This window comes from Sulfitobacter sp. M22, from assembly GCF_021736025.1.
Lineage (GTDB): Bacteria > Pseudomonadota > Alphaproteobacteria > Rhodobacterales > Rhodobacteraceae > Sulfitobacter > Sulfitobacter litoralis.
Genome location: NZ_WMEC01000001.1, coordinates 2,596,803 through 2,616,159, shown reverse-complemented (window position 1 = coordinate 2,616,159; position 19,357 = coordinate 2,596,803). Strand labels below are relative to the sequence as shown.

The following is a 19,357-nucleotide window of genomic DNA, read 5'->3' as shown; positions in this document are numbered from 1 at the left end:
GGGTTCTGACCTGAAACAGATTTTAGATACCAGATTTTATTTTGGTCCACATACGCGTGATGACACGCTGCAGTTTGGGTGGATATGAAGAGATGGTATACAGGTTTTCCAAGGTGGCTTCGTCAGGATAGATTGCAGTGTCCCCAAAGACATCTTCGGCCAAGAACTCTTGGCTCGCCTTGTTGCCATTTGCATAATAAACATAGTTTGATGCGGCGGCCATGTTCTCGGGGTCCATGATGAAGTTCAAGAACTTATGCGCCCCATCCGGGTTAGGCGCATCAGCCGGAATAGCCATATTGTCGAACCACATCAACGCGCCTTCCTTCGGTGCGTAATAGGCAATTTCCACACCATTGTCCGCTTCGGCTGCACGATCACGTGATTGAAGGATGTCGCCTGACCAACCAAAGGCGACACAAATGTCCCCGTTGGCCAGTGCGTTGATGTATTCTGAACTATGGAATTTTTGTACATAGGGGGCGACCGCTGTCAAAATCGGCTCTGCCTTGGCGATCACGTCGGGGTCTTGTGATTGAGGTGCTTCGCCAACATACTTAAGCGCGGCCGGGATCATTTCTGTTGGTGCATCCAAGAAATGCACCCCACATTCAGCGAGCTTTTCCATGTTTTCGGGGTTAAAAACAAGCTCGAGTGAATCAACGGGCGCATCCTCACCCAAAACCTCTTTCACCTTGCCGACGTTTACACCCAGACCCGTCGTGCCCCACATGTAGTTCACAGCATACTGGTTGTCAGGGTCGTACTTTGAAACACGCTCTTCGATGACGTCCCACATGTTAACAATGTTAGGCAGCTTGTCTTTATCGAGTTTCTGAAAAACACCAGCCGATATCTGACGCTCTAGGAACGTGCCTGTCGGAACGACAACATCATAGCCAGAGCCACCGGCAAGCATTTTGGTTTCAAGCACTTCGTTGCTGTCAAAGACATCATAGATCAGTTCGATGCCGGTTTCTTTTTCAAATTTCTGCAACAAGGTTTCATCGATATAGTCGGACCAGTTATAGACCCGCACCTCTTCACCCATTGCGCTGGTGGCGATCAATGCCGTTGCTGCAATTCCGCTAAGCAAGCTGTATTTCATTGTCATCTCCCGTTGTGTAGGCTCGGTTGATCCGGACCTTTCGTCAATTTGATCAAGTTTTGCACCATGCGGCAAGATCATTTATAATTTTACGCAGATGCGGGCCGGGGTTTAAAATACGATCGAGTACAATTTAGGCGAATTTAATGAACGTAGACCCCGCAGACCTCGCGCCACAACAGTCCACGGACAGCCCAGCCAAAGTGCCGGCCCATCAGCACGTCTATGAACGTGTACGCAAGCTGATCTTGTTCGGCGATTTCGCCCCCGGTCAAGCCGTGACAATCCAGGGGCTTGCGGAGACGTTGGGTGCCGGCATGACCCCAATACGCGAAGCCCTGCGTCGATTGATCGCCGAGGGCGCTTTGGTGCATCAGGGCAACCGGCGCGTGTCGGTTCCAATACTGGACCTCGAAGGGATACAAGAGCTTGAATTTATGAGGAGAAAGCTTGAGCCAGAACTTGCGGAGCGCGCCACCGCTCGCATGTCAGAGACTGTTTTAGCCGACCTTACCCGTGTCGACGACCTGTTAAACAGCGCCATCAACCGCGGGGATATCGGCGACTATTTAACCCAGAACTACCGCTTTCACACCATTATCAACACTTGCGCCGACGCGCCCATTCTAGCCGCAACGGTCGATCGCTTGTGGCTAATGTTCGGGCCATCTTTGCGCGTGGTTTGCGGTCGGTTCGGCACCTCGAACCTGCCCGATAAACACGCTGACCTGCTCGCGGCCTTTCGTGATGGCGATGCAGAAAGGGCGGGGCTGGCAATGACCGAGGATGTTTTGCAGGGCATGTTACAGATTCAGGCATCACTTTGATTAAAAGCTGGCCAGCTTATCCCCACTTATCAGCACTGCTGCAGAGTGATTCGATTGACTCCGCACAATTTGATCATATCCTGAGGCTAATCTACTCCCATTCCCAGAGGCGCCCCTTATGACCCACATCACCAACCACATGCCCACCGCCGAGCTGCAAGCGCTTGACGCCGCGCACCACATGCACCCGTTTACCACGAATGACGAGCTTGCCGAAAAAGGTGCGCGGATCATCACGCGGGCCAAAGGCGTTTACCTCACCGACAGCGACGGGAACGAGATCCTTGATGGGATGGCCGGTCTTTGGTGCGTCAACATCGGGTATGGCCGTCAGGAAATGGCCGATGTCGCAGCGCGTCAAATGCTCGAGTTGAACTACTATAACACATTCTTCATGACCTCCCACGTGCCTGCCATCGCGCTGGCTAAAGAGATCGCAGCACTGGCCCCTGGCGATCTGAACCATGTGTTTTTTGCCGGATCAGGGTCCGAAGCGAACGATACAAACATTCGCATGGTCCGCACCTATTGGGACATGAAGGGAAAGCCCGAGAAATCCCACATTATCAGCCGTAAGAATGCCTATCACGGGTCGTCGATTGGATCCGGTTCGCTTGGCGGCATGAGCTATATGCACGCACAGGGCGGCATGCCTATCCCCGGCATTCACCACATCAACCAGCCGGACTGGTGGGTTGAAGGCGGGGACCTTACACCCGAGGCATTCGGGCTAGCGCGTGCGCAAGAGCTTGAAGCCAAAATCCTCGAACTAGGAGCCGATAAGGTTGCCGCCTTTATCGGCGAGCCTATTCAAGGTGCCGGCGGCGTCATTGTTCCGCCAAGCACATACTGGCCTGAAATCCAGCGGATTTGTGACAAATACAACGTATTGATCATCGCGGATGAGGTTATTTGTGGCTTTGGCCGCACCGGCAACTGGTTCGGGTCTGAAACCATGGGGATCAAGCCGCATATCATGACGATCGCCAAAGGCCTTAGCTCTGGCTACCAGCCGATTGGCGGGTCCATTGTCTGTGACGAGATCGCGCAAACCATCGGATCGGGTGAGTTTAACCACGGGTATACCTATTCAGGCCACCCTGTCTGCTCTGCCGTGGCGCTGGAAAACCTGCGGATCATGCAGGACGAAAAGATTCTGGATCACGTGAACAACGTCGCAGCGCCCGCGCTTCAAGAAGGTCTGGCCAAACTGGCAGAGCACCCTTTGGTGGGTACGGTAAACGTTGCCGGCCTGATGGCGTCGCTGCCGCTGTCCCCGCGCAAGGAAACCCGATCAAAGTTCGCAGGCGATGCCGGCACCGTCGGTTTTATGTGCCGGGAACGCTGCTTTGCGAATAACCTTGTAATGCGCCATGTCGGCGACCGGATGATCATCTCTCCGCCGCTGGTCATCACTCCCGAAGAGATCAAAATCTTTATGTCACGCGCCACGAAAGCGCTGGATGAAACCTATGCCGCGGTCAAGGAAGGCAACCTGTTGAAGGCTGCAGAAGACCATGCACATGACGCTGAATCGCCGCTTGGCTAAGCCGCAACTTACATCGGGTCGGGGCGGCAATTGTCGCCCCTCCCTTTGCACCTAGGGCTGCATAAACTTGTCCGTTTGCGACATCTGCACCGCCTGAATTGGCTGCAGAACCACCCGCTCCGAGGGTGCGAAGGGCCGCTTAACCTGCGCCAGTTATTAACGAATTCCCCTTAATTCAAGCCATCTGCATAGTAATTCGGCAGGTAAAAGAACTGTTTCTCGCCAAATAACCGCTAATCTTCCCGCAATTGACGCTTTCTGCCCAAAACTGTCGTTAATTGGTTGCAAACTAGAAACCACCCCGCTTTAACTTTCTGTCAACAAGGGCGCTTGAACGTCACAATAAACGGGGAGCCAACTTTGGCAGATACTTCAGCAACAAATGCGTTTGTAGAATTTGAACGCGTGCAGAAAAGCTATGACGGCGAAAATCTCGTCGTAAAAGATCTTAACCTGTCGATGCCGAAAGGCGAGTTTCTGACGATGCTTGGGCCATCGGGGTCCGGCAAGACCACTTGCCTGATGATGCTGGCCGGATTTGAAACCGCCACCCATGGCGACATCCGCCTTGACGGCAAATCGATCAACAACATCCCCCCGCACAAACGCGGCATTGGCATGGTGTTCCAGAACTACGCGCTTTTCCCGCATATGACCGTTGCCGAAAACCTCGCCTTCCCGCTTGAGGTTCGCAAAATAGGCAAGTCCGAGCGTGAAGAGAAAGTAAAGATCGCGCTGGACCGCGTTCAGATGGGTGATTTCGGTGGTCGCCGTCCGGCACAGCTTTCGGGCGGTCAGCAGCAACGTGTCGCCCTGGCGCGCGCCTTGGTATTCGAACCCGAACTCGTGTTGATGGACGAACCGCTGGGGGCCCTGGACAAACAGCTGCGCGAAACATTGCAGTTTGAAATCACGCATCTGGCGCATGAACTGGGCATCACCGTGGTCTACGTGACGCACGACCAGACCGAAGCGCTGACAATGTCCGACCGCGTGGCTGTGTTTGAAAACGGGCGCATCCAACAGTTGGCCCCACCGGATCTGCTGTACGAAGAGCCCGAAAACAGCTTTGTCGCGCAGTTCATCGGCGAGAATAACACCCTCGAAGGGGTCGTGACAGAGATCAAAGGCGGCACATGCCTTGTGCAACTGGACGGCGGCGGCCTGATCGAGGCAAAGCCGATCAACGTCACACGCGCCGGCGAACGCACCCGTGTCTCTATCCGCCCCGAGCGCGTCGAATTCAACAAGGACCGGATGCAGGAAGGGGCGCATACCCTGAAAGCCGAAGTGCTTGAATTCGTCTATATGGGCGACATTTTCCGCACCCGCCTGCGGGTTGCCGGGACCGACAACTTCATCATCAAGACACGAAACGCACCCGATCAGGTTCGTTTGAAGCCAGGCCAGCAGATCGAAATCGGTTGGCTGGCAGAGGATTGCCGCGCCCTCGACGCGTAAGCGTCAGGTCGCGGTCGGCCGTCCAACGATCGACGGCGTCGTACGAGGGTGTGGTTAAGCCCGATATCACATCCTCAAGACCCTAACGGGCATATAATGGGAGACTTACGAATGAAGTTTACGACAACGCTACTCGCATCCTCCGCGATCATTGGCGCTGGCACATTGGCATTCGCCGATGCGCATGCGGACATGGCCAAAGAGATGACGCTTGTTTCCTGGGGTGGCGCATACCAAGCCAGCCAGGACAAAGCATATCTGCAACCCTATCTGGAAATGCACCCTGAAATTTCTGCCGTTTGGGACGAAAGTTCCAACGAAGCTGTGGCCAAGCTGCGCGCGATGAACGAAGCCGGCAACGTGACCTGGGATCTGGTCGACGTGGTTGCCGCTGACGCCATCCGCCTGTGCGACGAAGGTCTGGCGATGGAAATCGACGCCGAGGAAATGCTGGCAGAAGCCCCCGACGGGACATCTGCCGAAGACGACTTTGGCGACCTGCTGGTCAGCGACTGCTTTATCCCGCAGATCGTTTATTCAACCACATTCGGCTACCGCACAGACATGGTTGGCGACACGCCTCCGACCAAAATCTGCGACGTTTTCGACACCGAAGCCTACCCAGGCAAGCGTGCGCTGGAAAAGCGTCCGATCAACAACATGGAATGGGCGCTGCTCTGTGACGGCGTTGCCAAAGACGAAGTCTATGACGTTCTGGCAACCCCCGAAGGTCAAGAGAAGGCTCTGGCCAAGCTCGACACCATCAAGGACGACGTAATCTGGTGGTCCGCCGGTGCCGACACGCCACAGCTGCTGGCCGACGGCGAAGTCGTCATGGGTTCCACCTACAACGGCCGTCTGTTCAGCGTCATCGAAGAACAGGACCAGCCCGTTGCAATGCTTTGGGACGCTCAGGTGTTCGACCTTGACGGTTGGATCATCCCTGCAGGCCTGCCTGACGACCGCCTGGCCCGCGTCAAAGACTTTGTGAAATTCGCGACAGACACACAGCGTCTGGCGGATCAATCGCAGTACATCAGCTACGGCCCTGCCCGTTTGTCCTCCGCCCCTATGGTTGGCAAGCACGCAGAACTGGGCATCGATATGGCACCACACATGCCAACCGATCCGGCCAACGCAAAGAACACGTTCCTGTACAACTACGAGTTCTGGGCTGACTACCGCGACGACATCGACGCGAAATTCCAAGCATGGTTGGCGCAATAAGCGCTTAGCCCGATCGGAGGAGGCCACGCTGGCCTCCTCCACCCCCCGGTATTCGTTATGCCATTTTCCGATTTTCCAGCGACCTAACCCCATGGGGCCGATATGAGCGACACAGCCGACGCGACGAACGACACATCTGAACAGACCGGCCCCGTGCTTGCGGCCGACGGCACGCCGCTAAAGCGCAGCCTGAACCGGGCACTGCGTCGTCAAAAGCTCAGCGCGCTTCTGCTGATCGCCCCCCTGCTGATCTTTATCCTAGTCACCTTTATCGCACCGATTGCCGATATGCTGTTCCGCTCTGTCGAGAACCAGATCGTGCAAGACACACTGCCCCGCACCACGCAAACCCTCGCGGAATGGGACAGTGAAAGCGGCGAAACGCCCGGTGCCCCCGTTTACAAAGCACTCTACGAAGACCTGTTTATCGCGCAAGAACGCAAGCTGCACACCCGCTTGGGCTCGCGGCTCAACTACGAACTGACGGGAGCGTCGTCCCTGTTTCGCAAGTCGGGCCGTGGCGTCGATGACATCGGCGAAGTGTATCAGGACCAATTCGAAGATCTGAATGATTTCTGGAAAAGGGGCGAAAACTGGAACGCCCTTCTTGGCTCCGACGCATGGTTGGCCGAGATTTCCGGCTGGAAGAAATCCACAGGCGATGTGCAGCCCCCATTCGAAATGCGCGAAGGCATGGCAGAGCTCCTCCCCGAGACCGCCGAATACTACGCGATTTACGCCGACTTCGTTCAAAACGATGACGAAGACAACCTGTATAAAGAAGACCCATGGGCGCTGATTTATTCCGCGTTCTATGACGATCTCACCGGCCCGACTGCGGCACTGATCGCAAGTTACACCGGCCCTGCCTCTGCTGAACTGATCGAAGCTGCTGCCGCTGCCCCTGCCTTTGATACTGTCGATTACAAAGCAGCTTTCAGCGAAATTGACAAAGACTGGGGCAAAACACCCATCTGGGGCACGATCCGCGCCTACAGCCCGGCGCTCACCAACGGGTATTTCCTGAATGCAGTCGACATGCAGAAGTCTCCGGACGGCCCTGAATTCCGCCCTGACAATGAACGCATCTATGGCACGCTGTTCCTGCGCACGCTCTTTATGTCGATCTGCATTACGGTCAGCTGCATCTTGCTAGGCTATCCGGTGGCCTGGATCCTCGCCAACCTGCCCGCCCGCACTGCCAACCTGCTGATGATCCTCGTGCTGCTGCCTTTCTGGACATCGCTTCTGGTGCGCACCTCTGCATGGAAAGTGATGCTGCAACAGCAAGGTGTCATTAACGATACGCTAGTCTGGCTTGGCATCGTGGCCGATGACAGCCGTCTGGCGTTGATCAATAACCAGACCGGCACGATCATCGCGATGACGCATATCCTGCTGCCGTTCATGATCCTGCCGCTCTATTCCGTGATGCAAACGGTACCACCTAGCTATCTGCGTGCGGCGAAGTCGCTGGGGGCAACCAACTGGACCGCCTTCTGGCGCGTGTACTTCCCGCAATCGGTGCCCGGCATCGGCGCGGGGTCGATCCTCGTGTTCATCCTGTCGATTGGCTACTATATCACGCCCGAAATCGTCGGCGGCACCACGGGAACATTCATCTCTAACCGGATTGCCTACCACATCTCAAGCTCGCTGAACTGGGGCCTCGCGGCCGCACTCGGGGCGATCTTGCTGGCCGTGGTGCTCGGGCTTTACTGGGCCTACGACAAGATCGTGGGCATCGATAACGTGAAATTGGGAGGCTGATATAATGGTCGCACTCACACCTATCTCCCGCAAACCCGTCGGTTTCTATGTACCGGTGGTCGCCGCCGCAGGTGCATTTGCCGGCCTGTTCGTCGGCACTGCGCAAGGCAGCGGTCTACTGGGTATCGTGATCGGCGCGCTCACGATGGGCGCGCTGGCGTTCATCCTGACACAACTGATCAAGAAGGAAACCATTGCCCGTTGGGGCTCTGTGATCCTACTCGCCGTCATCGGGTTTATCCTTGGCGGTGTCCCCATGCTGGTGCTCGGGGTCATCTTCGGCTGGTTCTTCGGCTGGTTCAGCTTCTGGCTTTACGAGGGACGCTACCGCGCCAAGGTCGCCCCCTATCTGACCCCCGGTCAGGTGCTTTGGCACTTTGCCTTCCGCATCATCTGTGGCGCGATCCTTGTCTTCCTGATCACACCGATCCTCGTGGTCATGCCACTCAGTTTCAACGCCGAAAACTTCTTTACCTTCACGCCTGAAATGCTGCGCTTTGATCCCGAAGGCTATTCGCTGCGCCACTACAAGGACTTCTTCAACAGCTCTGCATGGCAAGGTGCCGTCTGGAACTCGGTCAAGATCGCCCCCGCCGCGACATTGCTCTCGGTCAGCTTCGGGACGCTCGCCGCCATCGGCCTCAGCCAGCAGCACGTGCCGTTTCGCCGCGCGATCATGGCGATCCTGATTTCGCCGATGATCGTCCCGCTGATCATCTCGGCCGCTGGGATGTACTTCTTCTACAGCCGCGTTGGCCTGCAAGGAACCTATGTCGGTGTCGTGCTGGCACACGCGGCCTTGGGCATCCCGTTCGTCATCATCACCGTCACGGCGACGCTGGTGGGCTTTGATCGATCCCTGACCCGCGCGGCGGCGAACATGGGTGCCAATCCGGTCACGACCTTCTTTCGGGTACAAATGCCGCTAATCTTGCCGGGCGTCATTTCGGGCGGGCTGTTTGCCTTCATCACCTCGTTTGACGAAGTCGTCGTGGTCCTTTTTGTCGGCTCTGCCGGTCAGAAAACCCTGCCGTGGCAAATGTTCACCGGCCTGCGCGAACAGATCAGCCCCACGATCCTTGCCGTGGCAACAATCCTCGTGGTGATCTCGATCTGCCTGCTGACCGTGGTCGAACTGCTGCGCCGCCGTTCGGAACGCCTACGCGGCATGTCACCCGGCTAAGCCGCTTCCAAATGGTAAAAAATCCTCGCCGAAGGCATGAGCCGGACCCCAAGGTCCGGCTCATTTCTTTTGCGGCAGACTATTCGCCCGCGGCAGAACGTAAGGCTTCCAACAAACGCAGCGAGGCATAGCCGTCAGGCAACAGTTCCTGCGACAATTGGAACGCGCGCACCGCGCTGATTGTCAGCGGGCCGATCTTGGCATCGATCTTTACCGTATCGAATCCCTGTGCCGTAAGGCGTGTTTGCAGCTCGATCCGCTCGTCGTAGCTGAGCGCCCGATCCTGCACCGGCCAGCTGGCCTCGATCGGCCCGCCCCCGGCGATGCGGTCAGCCAAATGTCCGACCCCGATCACATACGCATCTGCCGAGTTATAGCGTTCGATCACCGCGAAATTGGTATATATCAGAAACGCCGCGCCCTCTGCGCCGCCGGGCAACAGCAAAGACGCAGGCCCGTGATCCTCCAGCACCCCTGTCACGGGGGCCACTCCGAGGGCTGTCCACTCCTCCGCGGTCTTCAGAATATCGCGGCCCGCCAACAGATAGTCGAACCCGTCGGGCAGTTGCACTTCAACGCCCCAAGGCTGGCCCGAGACCCAGCCGAAATGCTTGAGATACGCCGCGGTCGAGGCCAGCGCATCACGCGGATCGTCGCCCCAAATGTCACGCTTGCCGTCTGCGGTGAAATCTTCGGCATAAAGTTGGAAGGACGACGGCATAAACTGAGTATGCCCCATCGCCCCTGCCCAACTGCCCTGCATCTGCGACGGTGTGGTATCGCCTGCCTGCAAAATCCGCAGCGCGTCCAGCAGCTCGCCTTCGAAGAACGCCCGCCGCCGCCCGTCATAGGCCAGCGTCGCGAGCGAGGTCAGCACCGGATCGCTGCCCCTGAACGTGCCATAGGCGCTTTCCAGTCCCCAAATCGCGGTGATGATCTCTTTTTCAACGCCATAGCGTTTTTCAATCTGCGCCAGCGCATCTGCCTGTTCAGCGAGCGCCTTTTTACCGTTGGCAATCCGCAGGTCAGAGGTCGCGGTTTCCAGATAGTCCCAGATGGTTTTGGTGAATTCTGACTGGTTTCGATCACGGCGAATGACCTCTGTGTCATAACGCACTGTTTGCATCGCGCGGTCAAACACTGCGCCATCGATCCCTGCCGCCAACGCACGGGCGCGGAACGCGGTCAGCCAGTCTTGCAGCCCCGCGTCGCTTCCGGTCTCTTGCGCGGCGACAGCAGGGCGCGCCGCGCTGTCCGTCTGGGCCAACAGCCCTGTCACGGGGCCAACAGTCAATGTCACCCCGGTGGCCAATACAGCAATCGTTAGCAGTTTCATAAACAGACCCTTCCCAGCATCATGCCCAAAGCGTAGCGGCAAATGCAGGGGCCAGAAAGAATGATATGCCCGCTGTGCGTGTTATTGCCGGGTGCGTTTGACCTTGCGTTTGACCTTGTCGGACTTGCGCTTCGCTTTGACCGCTTTGCGCTTTGGATTGGTGCGCCCAGCAGAGCCACCGCGCCCGCGCTTGCCGCCTTTGCCGCCCTGTGAAATCGCGTCACCTTCAAGCGTCAGCAGCTCCAGCGCGATGCCACCTGTAACCGGCACGGCCTCGGACAGGCGCACCGTGACCCGTTGCCCGACAGAGATCATCATCCCTGTGTCCGACCCCATCAGCGTGCCTGCATCCTGATCGAAATGGAAATACTCGCGCCCCAGCGACCGCATGGGCAGCAGCCCGTCGGCACCGGTTTCGTCCAGCTTCACGAAGGCTCCGAACCGCGCGATGCCGCTGATCCGGCCCGAGAACTCATTGCCGACACGTTCAGACAGATAAGACGCCAGATACCGGTCGGTGGTGTCCCGCTCTGCCACCATAGACCGGCGTTCGGTGTCCGAGATATGCGCGCCGGTCTGTTCGATATCCTCGATATCAAGCTGGCTCAGCCCGTCGTTGCCCCAACCATGTGCAGTGATCAGCGCACGGTGCACGATCAAATCCGCATAGCGGCGGATCGGAGACGTGAAATGCGCATAGGACCGCAGCGCCAGACCAAAGTGTCCGATATGCGCAGGCCCGTAATAGGCCTGCGTCATCGACCGCAGGGTCGACAGGTTGATCAGCTCGGCATCATCGGTGCCCGCCGCGTCATTCAGCAGTTTGTTCAGATGGCGCGTGTGCAGCACCTGCCCTTTGGCCAACGTATAGCCCGCCGCCTGCGCCGTTTCGCGCAGGGCGTCCAGCTTGGCCGGCGAGGGTTCTTCGTGAATGCGATAAAGCAGCGGCGTTTTCTTCGCCAGCAGCGTCTCGGCCGCCGCGACATTGGCCAGCACCATGAACTCTTCGATCAGGCGGTGCGCATCCAGACGGTCTTTAAAGTTCACCGACTTTACGGTGCCGTCCGCGTCCAGTTCGATCCGCCGCTCAGGCAGGTTAAGGTCCAGCGGCTGGCGTTCGGCACGTGCAGCTTTCAGCGCAGCGTAGGCGGCATAGATCGGCTTCAGAACAGGCTCTTGCAACGGGCCCGTGCGGTCATTCGGATTGCCGTCTATCGCGTCTTGCACCTCTTCGTAGTGCAACGAAGCAGGCGACCGCATCAGCCCGCGATGGAACGTATGGCCGATCTTGTTACCCTCGGCATCCAACACCATACGCACCGCGATACAGGCACGCGGCACGCCTTCGTGCAGCGAACACAGGTCGCCCGACAGACGATCAGGCAGCATCGGCACAACGCGGTCGGGGAAGTAAGTCGAATTGCCCCGTTTGCGCGCCTCGCGGTCCAGCGCAGAGCCGGGGGTGACATAGGCGGCGACATCCGCGATTGCGACCCAGACGACATGGCCACCCTCATTCTTGGGGTCTTCGTCAGCATGGGCATAGCACGCGTCATCATGGTCGCGCGCGTCAGAGGGGTCGATGGTGATCAACGGCAAATCACGCAGATCCTCGCGCCCTTTCAGGCCCTCGGGTTTCGCCGCATCGGCTTGCGCCATCACATCGTCAGGGAAAGCGTCGGGGATACCGTGCTGGTGGATCGCGATCAGGGACACGGCCTTGGGGGCGGACGGATCGCCAAGGCGTTCAACGATACGCGCCCGCGGGGACCCCATGCGGGCCTTTGGCCCGGATTGTTCGGCCTCGACCAGTTCGCCGTCTTTGGCACCGTGGGTTGCGTCACCGGGCACCCACCATTCCTTGTCCGACCCTTTATCGATGGGCACAATGCGCCCGCCTTCGGTTGTCTTGCGGAAAATACCCAGCACCCGCTGCGGGTTCGCGCCGATGCGACGGATCAGCCGCGCCTCATAGTGAAAATCCTCGCCCTGAACCAAGGTCAGACGCGCGAGGATGCGGTCCCCTGCACCCAAGGCAGGGTCGGAGGCCCGCGGTATCACGAGCACGATCGGCTCTACGCCTTCGCCCTGCCATTCCATCGGTTTGGCAAACAGGTCGCCGTCCTTATCGGGGCCGGTAATCTGCAACACGGACACGGGCGGCAACCGGTCGGGATCTTGATAGCTGCGCTTGCGCTTTTCCAGATGGCCTTCGGCCTCAAGCTCTTTCAGCACGCGTTTCAGGTCAATCCGGACCGCTCCCTTGATGCCGAACGCCTTGGCGATGTCACGCTTGGCGGTCAGAGTGGGGTTTTCGGCGATCCATTCAAGGATCTCGGGCTTTGAAGGTATTTTGCTCATGCTTCACGAGGTAGCACGCGCACCCCGCTTCGTCATGGGCAAATCGTCGATTGTATCCACGTCCGTCAATGTCGCGACCCGTGCAATGCGGTGATCAGGCAGCGTGGCGACGGTATCGGCCAGGGCATGTTCCGTCGACCAGCGGACGTTTTCAAACAGGCGCGGCGGCACGGGGCGGGCGCGTTTCAGGCCGATCAGCCAATAGCCCCCATCCGGTGCAGGCCCGAACACCGCGTCATACGACCCGAGCGCGCGAAACGCATCAGCCACCCGCGCCGCGGTCACACCCGGAATATCGGCACCGATGACACAGACCGGCCCCGCGGGCGCGCTGCGCAGCATACGGCCCATACGGTCCCCCAGATCACCGCGCCCCTGCGGCCAGCGCGGCAGATGCGCGGGCCAAACGCGGCTGGACAGCCCTGCCCGATCCGGTGCGACCGCCAGCACCACTTGCCAGCGCGGATCTTGCACACGGCGGATCAACGCGCGGGTCTGATGCCGGAACCACCACGCGGCGGCGGTCATGCCCAGATCACGGCCAAGCCGCGTCTTGACCCGCCCCGGCAGCGGCTCTTTCACCATGATGACAAGCGTGCGGTTCAAAGCGACAGCACCATCTCGCGATGATCAATGCCGGCGTCATCAAAGACCGGCCCCTGCGCCACGAACCCCAGCTTTTCGTAGAACCCCAAAGCATGCAGCTGCGCGCCGAGCTTCACGAAGCGCACGGCAGACTCCTTGCGCGCCTCTTCGACGGCCGCACGGATCAGCGCCGCGCCAAGGCCGGTACCGCGATGGGATTTGATTACACACACCCGCCCGATCTTGGCTGTGTCTCCTTTGATATGCATCCGCGCCGACCCGATGGGGAGCTCTTCTTCAGTCGCAAGGAAATGGGTCGCATCGCCGTCGCGGTCGTCCAGCTCTTCCGCCTCAGATACGTTCTGTTCTTCGATAAAGACAATGCGCCGCAGCAGGTGGCAACTGGCAAGGTCTTCGGTCACGGCGATATGGGCGGTCATGCAAAATAGTCCTTCAGGATGCGGGTATAAATTGATTTCAGCTGGTGAATCTGCGCCACCTCGACGTTCTCGTCGACCTCATGCATGGATTGACCGACCAGCCCAAATTCGACCACAGGGCAGTGGTGCTTCATGAACCGCGCATCCGACGTCCCGCCAGAGGTAGACAGTTCAGGCGTCACCCCCGTCTCTGCCTGCACCGCCTTGGAGACCAGATCGGACAGATCACCGGGGGGCGTGATAAAGCTTTCGCCCGATATCTTGACCTTCAGTTCGATCTGCACGCCAAAGCTGTCGCGGATCGCGGCGGCCTGCTCTTCCAGCCATGTGGTCAGGCTGTCGCCCGAATGCATGTCGTTAAAGCGGATGTTCACCGTCGCGCGGGTTTCAGCGGGGATCACATTGGTCGCGGGATTACCGGTATCGACCGTGACGATCGCCAACGTAGACGGGTCGAAATGATCAGTCCCTTCGTCAAGGGTATGCGAGGCAAGCTGGTCCATCAGCCGCATCATCGCGGGCATCGGATTGTTGGCGCGGTGGGGATAGGCCGCGTGACCTTGTTTGCCGATCACGCGGAAATGCGCGTTCAGGGACCCGCGCCGCCCGATTTTAATCATCTCGCCCATCGAATTGGGACAGGTCGGCTCACCCACCAGACAAACGTCCATCCGCTCGCCCGCGTCTTTCATGTAATCCAGCAAGGCGCGGGTGCCGTCGATGCCTTCGGCTTCCTCGTCTCCGGTGATCGCCAGCACAATCGATCCGTCGGGGGGCGTGTCGCGGACAAAGTCGATGGCCGCCGCAGTAAAGGCGGCCACACCGGATTTCATATCGGTGGTGCCGCGCCCGTACATAATGCCGTCTTTGATCTCTGCGCCAAAGGGCGGCATCGTCCAGTCGGCCTCGTTCCCGATGGGCACGACATCGGTGTGACCGTTAAAGCCAAAGCTACGGGTGTTTCCCTGCTTGCCCCAACGCGCAAAAAGGTTCTTGATCCCGCCACGGTCGGCCCACGCACAGTCAAACCCCGCATCGGTCAATAGATCGTACAACACCTGTTGTGCCCCCCCATCTGCGGGGGTGACCGACGGGCAACGCACCAGTTTGGCGGTTAGGTCTACTGGGTCGATGCTGGTCATGTCAGGGCTCCTTCGGCATGTTTCGCAGTGTTGCCCTACATTTGTGAGGAAAACACGCGGAAGCCAAGGGGGCGAGGGTATGCCCTAGTCGAAAAACGGCGTCATTTGCGCAATGATGACCGAGTTTTCATCCAGCGCCCGCGCCATCAGCGCGCGTTCATCCTCGTCGATTTCGTGGCCTTCTTCTTCGCGCTCGGCAAGGGTGCCGTATCCGGTCACGTCCAGTGGGTTCGTGTCTGCCTGTTTGAGAATGGCAACCGTTTCGCGTACCGCTTCTGCCTCGTCGATACCAGACGCAAAGCACATCAACGCGGCACCGGTCGCCTTATCCGGCAAGCCGTCACCGTCCTTGCGCCCGATTTCGACCAACAAGGTATAAACCTGCTGGCGCGACGGTTTCTTGGGTTTCTTCTGGTCAGACATAAAAAGGGCCACCGCATTAAGATGCGGCAGCCCTACCTTGTTCTGCGTCGCCTGAAAAGGGTCAGCTACGTCCGCGTACCAAACGTGTTACCCAGATCAGCAGGCAGGCCCCGACGATCCCGACAACCAACTGACCGATCCAGCCGCCCAAGGTCGCGCCGACGATGGCAACCAGCAGGAAGTTAGCGACAAGCGCGCCAATGATCCCCAGAATAATGTTCATGATCAGCCCCATATCGGACTTCATGATTTTTTCTGCGATCCAACCGGCCAGACCACCGACGATAATTGCTGCGAACCAACCCAAACCTGTCATTTCAAATTCTCCATAAATCTTGTTTCAGAGAGTGAACTCACAGGTCTGTGAAAAGGTTCCCTCAGTCGCGCAAAAGCTCGTTGATCGAGGTTTTCGAGCGCGTTTTCTCGTCCACACGCTTGACGATGACGGCGCAATAGAGATGCACACCGTTCTTTGACGGCATGGACCCTGCCACAACGACCGACCCTGCAGGGACTTCGCCATAAAAGACTTCGCCGGTTTCGCGGTCCAGAATTTTGGTCGACTGCCCGATATAAACGCCCATCCCCAGAACAGAGCCTTCGCGCACGATGCAGCCTTCGACAACTTCGGAGCGCGCCCCGATAAAGCAGTTGTCTTCGATGATCGTTGGCCCGGCCTGCATGGGTTCAAGCACGCCACCAATGCCAACGCCACCCGACAGGTGAACGTTCTTGCCGATCTGCGCGCAGGACCCGACGGTCGCCCATGTGTCGACCATTGTGCCGCTGTCGACATAGGCACCGATGTTCACGAACGACGGCATCAGGACCACGCCCGGCGCGATAAAGGCCGACTTGCGCACGACGCAGTTTGGCACGGCGCGAAAGCCTGCCTCTTTCCAGTCGGCGTCATTCCAGCCTTTGAACTTGCTATCAACCTTGTCCCACCAGCCGCTGCCCTGCGGGCCGCCGTCGTGCTGTTCCATATCTTTGATGCGGAAGCCCAGCAAAACCGCCTTTTTGGCCCATTGGTTCACATGCCAATCGCCATTTTCCATTTTTTCGGCGACGCGCAGCTTGCCACTGTCAAGCGCGGCCAGCGTGTCTTCGATCGCGTCGCGTGTCTCGCCTGTGGTGGCCGATGTGATCGTATCACGGGCATCCCAAGCGGCTTCGATGGCAGTTTCAAGTTGGGCGTTCGACATGGGTGTAGCTCCGGCGAATGAGGGTCAAATGTTGCGACTGGCTATACAGTCGTCAGGCCCGTCGTGCAATGACGTCGGATGGCGTGGTCATTTGCGCCAAAGGCGGGCATGTTGCGATAAAGGGCGCAAACCGCTCGGATAGACCGGAGAGTATGATGACCGATTCAAAACGCCACCCCCTGCGGCAGGCCGGCGACGACCGCGCCACAGCACAGGATGTTCCCGACACGCCGCAGACGCGGGCCCCGGCCTACCGGCTGGCCTTTACCGATGATGATTTTATGTGCCGTCAGGAATTGCGCCCCGTCCGGCTGCAACTTGAACTGCTGAAGCCAGAGATGGCGTTGGATGCGCATGGCGTCAAATCCACCATCGTGCTGTTCGGCGGCGCGCGTATTCCGGCCCCCGCACACAAAGACAAGGCGCGTACAAAAACGCTGGCCGACCTGTCGCATTTCTATGATGAAGCCCGCGAATTCGCGCGGTTGATGACGCTGAAATCGATGGAGAGCGACGGTCAGGATAACGTCATTGTCACCGGCGGTGGCCCCGGCGTGATGGAGGCTGGCAACCGTGGTGCCGTCGACGCCGGCGGGCAATCTATCGGGCTGAACATCGTGCTCCCGTTTGAACAGGCGCCGAATGAATACGTCACACCCGAGCTGTGCTTTAACTTTCACTACTTCGCGATCCGCAAGATGCACTTCCTGATGCGTGCACGTGCGATCTGCGTATTCCCGGGCGGTTTCGGCACCCTGGACGAGATGTTTGAGACGCTGACCCTGATCCAGACGGGCCGCATGTCGCGGATACCGTTCCTGCTGTTCGGTCGTGCCTTCTGGGAAAAGATCATCAACTGGGATGCGCTGGCCGACGCGGGCACGATCTCTGATCAAGATCTGGACCTGTTCCAATTCGTCGAATCCGCCGACGAGGCGATGAAGCTGATCGAAAACTGGGATACAGCCCCCGCCCGAGAGGAAGTCCCCGGGCGTTCCAAATAAAAGTTCTGGTCAGATCACACGCACAGATCAGCCGGAAGCACACAGACCTCTACGTGATGCGGCAGCGTTTCCAAAACGGAACCGTGGTCCGTATCACGTACCCCATAGCCATAGCCGGCCAGACGATGTTTCCATTCGCGGTAGGACAAGGCGCTTTCGCGTTCGCGCGTGACAAGCGCCAGTACATCGGCAGTGATAAAGGCGTCGTTTTTAATAATGATAGTCATTGCAGTATCGCTCCTGATTGTGTTGTCGATGGAAACAATATTCTGGGCGATGATGACTTAATTTCTGCTTAAATGTGGCGCACCCAAGGTCATTTCACGGTGAGCGCGCCACAATCGACCGCTAAAAATACAAACAGCCGCCCCAGATCGGGACGGCTGCATCATGCTATTCGTTTGACGCTAAGGGGTTACATCCCTGCGTCTGCCTCGATCTGCTTGCGCGATTTGCGTTCACGCTCGGTCGCCGATTTCAACTGACCACACGCGGCCATGATGTCTTCGCCGCGTGGTTTACGCACAGGCGAGGCATAGCCGGCCTGATACACAATCTCGGAGAACGCGCGGATACGGTTGTTCGACGACCGCTTATACGGTGCGCCGGGCCATTCGTTGAACGGGATCAGGTTAATCTTGGCAGGGATACCGCGGATCAATTCAATCAGACGGTGCGCATCTGCGTCTGAATCGTTCACACCATCCAGCATGACATATTCAAACGTGATCCGTTCAGAATTGCTAACCTTGGGATAGGCCCGCAGCGCCTCTATCAGCTCTGCGATGTTCCAGCGTTTGTTGATCGGCACCAGCTTGTTACGCACCTCATCCGTGGTCGCGTGGAACGACACAGCTAACTGACAGCCGATTTCCTCGGCTGTGCGTGCGATCTCTGGCACTACACCCGAAGTCGATAGGGTGATCCGGCGGCGTGACAGCTGGATGCCCTCGGGGTCCATTGCGATCTTCATCGCGTCGCGCACGTTTTCAAAGTTATACAGCGGCTCGCCCATGCCCATCAGGACGATGTTGGACAACAACCGCGGTGCCTCTGAGATGGTCCCGGGCACGGGCCATTCACCCAGATCATCCCGCGCCACCATCACTTGCCCGATGATCTCGGCCGCAGTCAGGTTGCGCACAAGTTTCTGCGTACCGGTGTGGCAGAAGGAACACGTCAGGGTACACCCAACCTGCGAGCTGACACATAGCGTGCCGCGGCCTTCTTCGGGGATATACACCACCTCGACCTCATGACCGCCCGCGATGCGCACCAGATACTTGCGGGTGCCATCCTCTGACACCTGTTTGGTCACGACCTCGGGCACTTCGATCACAAACTTCTCGGCCAGCTCGGCGCGGAATGCTTTCGACAGATTGGTCATGTCGGCAAAGTCACGGGTGCCCCATTGATAGATCCACTGCCAGATCTGTCCGACGCGCATCTTCGCCTGCTTTTCAGGCGTACCTTCGGCAATCAGCGCAGCGCGCATGGCGTCACGGGTCAGCCCGACAAGGTTCATCGGCCCCTCCGCCTGCTTGCGCGGAATGGTCATGACATCTTGAGTGATCGGCGCGGTCGCAGACATGGGGATTCTCCGGTGTGCAGGGGTTTGAGCGCTCTATATAGGGATTTTTCCCTAAATCAAAAGGAAACGCCGCATTGCTGACGCAGCCTCAGTGCATAGCTGGGACCGTCAGGTGCCACTTACAGGCAGTGTAGGACCCAAGAAA

At 58.3% G+C, this 19,357-nt stretch carries 18 protein-coding genes; 7 read left to right on the top strand and 11 right to left on the bottom strand.

Annotated features, from left to right (window positions below):
* Positions 1 to 22: 22 nt before the first annotated feature.
* On the bottom strand, positions 23 to 1,108 hold the full coding sequence (locus GLP52_RS12850) for a polyamine ABC transporter substrate-binding protein (RefSeq protein WP_093732070.1): 1,086 nt from the start codon (positions 1,106 to 1,108) through the stop codon (positions 23 to 25).
* 146 nt (positions 1,109 to 1,254) lie between these two features.
* Here GLP52_RS12850 and GLP52_RS12845 point away from each other — a divergent pair, with 146 nt between their 5' ends.
* From GLP52_RS12845 to GLP52_RS12820, 6 genes are all read left to right on the top strand, one after another.
* A complete protein-coding gene (locus tag GLP52_RS12845) occupies positions 1,255 to 1,935 on the top strand; it encodes a GntR family transcriptional regulator (protein ID WP_093732071.1) in 681 nt (226 codons plus the stop codon).
* A 118-nt stretch (positions 1,936 to 2,053) separates the two neighbouring features.
* Entirely contained in the window at positions 2,054 to 3,484 is a 1,431-nt protein-coding gene (locus GLP52_RS12840; protein ID WP_093732072.1) for an aspartate aminotransferase family protein, read from the top strand.
* A 360-nt stretch (positions 3,485 to 3,844) separates the two neighbouring features.
* Positions 3,845 to 4,945, top strand: a complete 1,101-nt coding sequence (locus GLP52_RS12835) for an ABC transporter ATP-binding protein (RefSeq protein ID WP_005850522.1) — start codon at positions 3,845 to 3,847, stop codon at positions 4,943 to 4,945.
* 111 nt (positions 4,946 to 5,056) lie between these two features.
* A complete protein-coding gene (locus GLP52_RS12830; protein WP_093732073.1) occupies positions 5,057 to 6,172 on the top strand; it encodes an extracellular solute-binding protein in 1,116 nt (371 codons plus the stop codon).
* 102 nt (positions 6,173 to 6,274) lie between these two features.
* Positions 6,275 to 7,942, top strand: coding sequence for an ABC transporter permease (locus tag GLP52_RS12825; RefSeq protein ID WP_237272590.1), 1,668 nt, complete (start codon positions 6,275 to 6,277; stop codon positions 7,940 to 7,942).
* Positions 7,943 to 7,946: 4 nt separating this feature from the next.
* A complete protein-coding gene (locus tag GLP52_RS12820; protein ID WP_237272589.1) occupies positions 7,947 to 9,125 on the top strand; it encodes an ABC transporter permease in 1,179 nt (392 codons plus the stop codon).
* Positions 9,126 to 9,204: 79 nt separating this feature from the next.
* Here GLP52_RS12820 and GLP52_RS12815 read toward each other — a convergent pair whose 3' ends face one another.
* The 8 genes from GLP52_RS12815 to dapD all read right to left on the bottom strand — a co-directional run bounded on the left by GLP52_RS12815 (position 9,205) and on the right by dapD (position 16,617).
* Entirely contained in the window at positions 9,205 to 10,461 is a 1,257-nt protein-coding gene (locus GLP52_RS12815; protein WP_093732076.1) for a lytic murein transglycosylase, read from the bottom strand.
* Positions 10,462 to 10,542: 81 nt separating this feature from the next.
* Complete coding sequence (rnr, locus tag GLP52_RS12810) at positions 10,543 to 12,822, bottom strand: ribonuclease R (RefSeq protein ID WP_237272588.1); 2,280 nt, start codon at positions 12,820 to 12,822, stop codon at positions 10,543 to 10,545.
* Positions 12,823 to 12,825: 3 nt separating this feature from the next.
* Positions 12,826 to 13,428 (bottom strand): TIGR04282 family arsenosugar biosynthesis glycosyltransferase, encoded by a 603-nt coding sequence (locus GLP52_RS12805; protein ID WP_237272587.1) that lies wholly within the window; start codon positions 13,426 to 13,428, stop codon positions 12,826 to 12,828.
* Positions 13,425 to 13,847 carry a GNAT family N-acetyltransferase gene (locus GLP52_RS12800; protein ID WP_093732079.1) on the bottom strand — a complete coding sequence of 141 codons (423 nt, stop codon included), beginning with the start codon at positions 13,845 to 13,847 and terminating at the stop codon, positions 13,425 to 13,427. The genes GLP52_RS12805 and GLP52_RS12800 overlap by 4 nt, the downstream gene beginning before the upstream one ends.
* The gene (dapE, locus tag GLP52_RS12795) at positions 13,844 to 14,989 is read right to left on the bottom strand and encodes a succinyl-diaminopimelate desuccinylase (RefSeq protein ID WP_093732080.1); all 1,146 of its coding nucleotides are present in this window, start codon (positions 14,987 to 14,989) and stop codon (positions 13,844 to 13,846) included. The genes GLP52_RS12800 and dapE overlap by 4 nt, the downstream gene beginning before the upstream one ends.
* Positions 14,990 to 15,073: 84 nt before the next feature.
* Positions 15,074 to 15,412 (bottom strand): hypothetical protein, encoded by a 339-nt coding sequence (locus GLP52_RS12790; protein WP_093732081.1) that lies wholly within the window; start codon positions 15,410 to 15,412, stop codon positions 15,074 to 15,076.
* 61 nt (positions 15,413 to 15,473) lie between these two features.
* Positions 15,474 to 15,728: a GlsB/YeaQ/YmgE family stress response membrane protein gene (locus GLP52_RS12785; protein WP_237272586.1), complete on the bottom strand. Its 255-nt coding sequence runs from the start codon at positions 15,726 to 15,728 to the stop codon at positions 15,474 to 15,476.
* Between the two features lie 61 nt (positions 15,729 to 15,789).
* The gene (dapD, locus tag GLP52_RS12780) at positions 15,790 to 16,617 is read right to left on the bottom strand and encodes a 2,3,4,5-tetrahydropyridine-2,6-dicarboxylate N-succinyltransferase (protein WP_138924747.1); all 828 of its coding nucleotides are present in this window, start codon (positions 16,615 to 16,617) and stop codon (positions 15,790 to 15,792) included.
* A gap of 152 nt (positions 16,618 to 16,769) precedes the next feature.
* Between dapD and GLP52_RS12775 the strand changes: the two genes are divergently transcribed.
* On the top strand, positions 16,770 to 17,621 hold the full coding sequence (locus tag GLP52_RS12775) for a TIGR00730 family Rossman fold protein (protein ID WP_237272585.1): 852 nt from the start codon (positions 16,770 to 16,772) through the stop codon (positions 17,619 to 17,621).
* 14 nt (positions 17,622 to 17,635) lie between these two features.
* On the opposite strand, the gene GLP52_RS12770 is transcribed toward GLP52_RS12775, so the two are convergent.
* Entirely contained in the window at positions 17,636 to 17,848 is a 213-nt protein-coding gene (locus GLP52_RS12770; protein ID WP_093732083.1) for a hypothetical protein, read from the bottom strand.
* 188 nt (positions 17,849 to 18,036) lie between these two features.
* Positions 18,037 to 19,212, bottom strand: coding sequence for a 23S rRNA (adenine(2503)-C(2))-methyltransferase RlmN (rlmN, locus tag GLP52_RS12765; RefSeq protein WP_074636544.1), 1,176 nt, complete (start codon positions 19,210 to 19,212; stop codon positions 18,037 to 18,039).
* Positions 19,213 to 19,357: the final 145 nt, after the last annotated feature.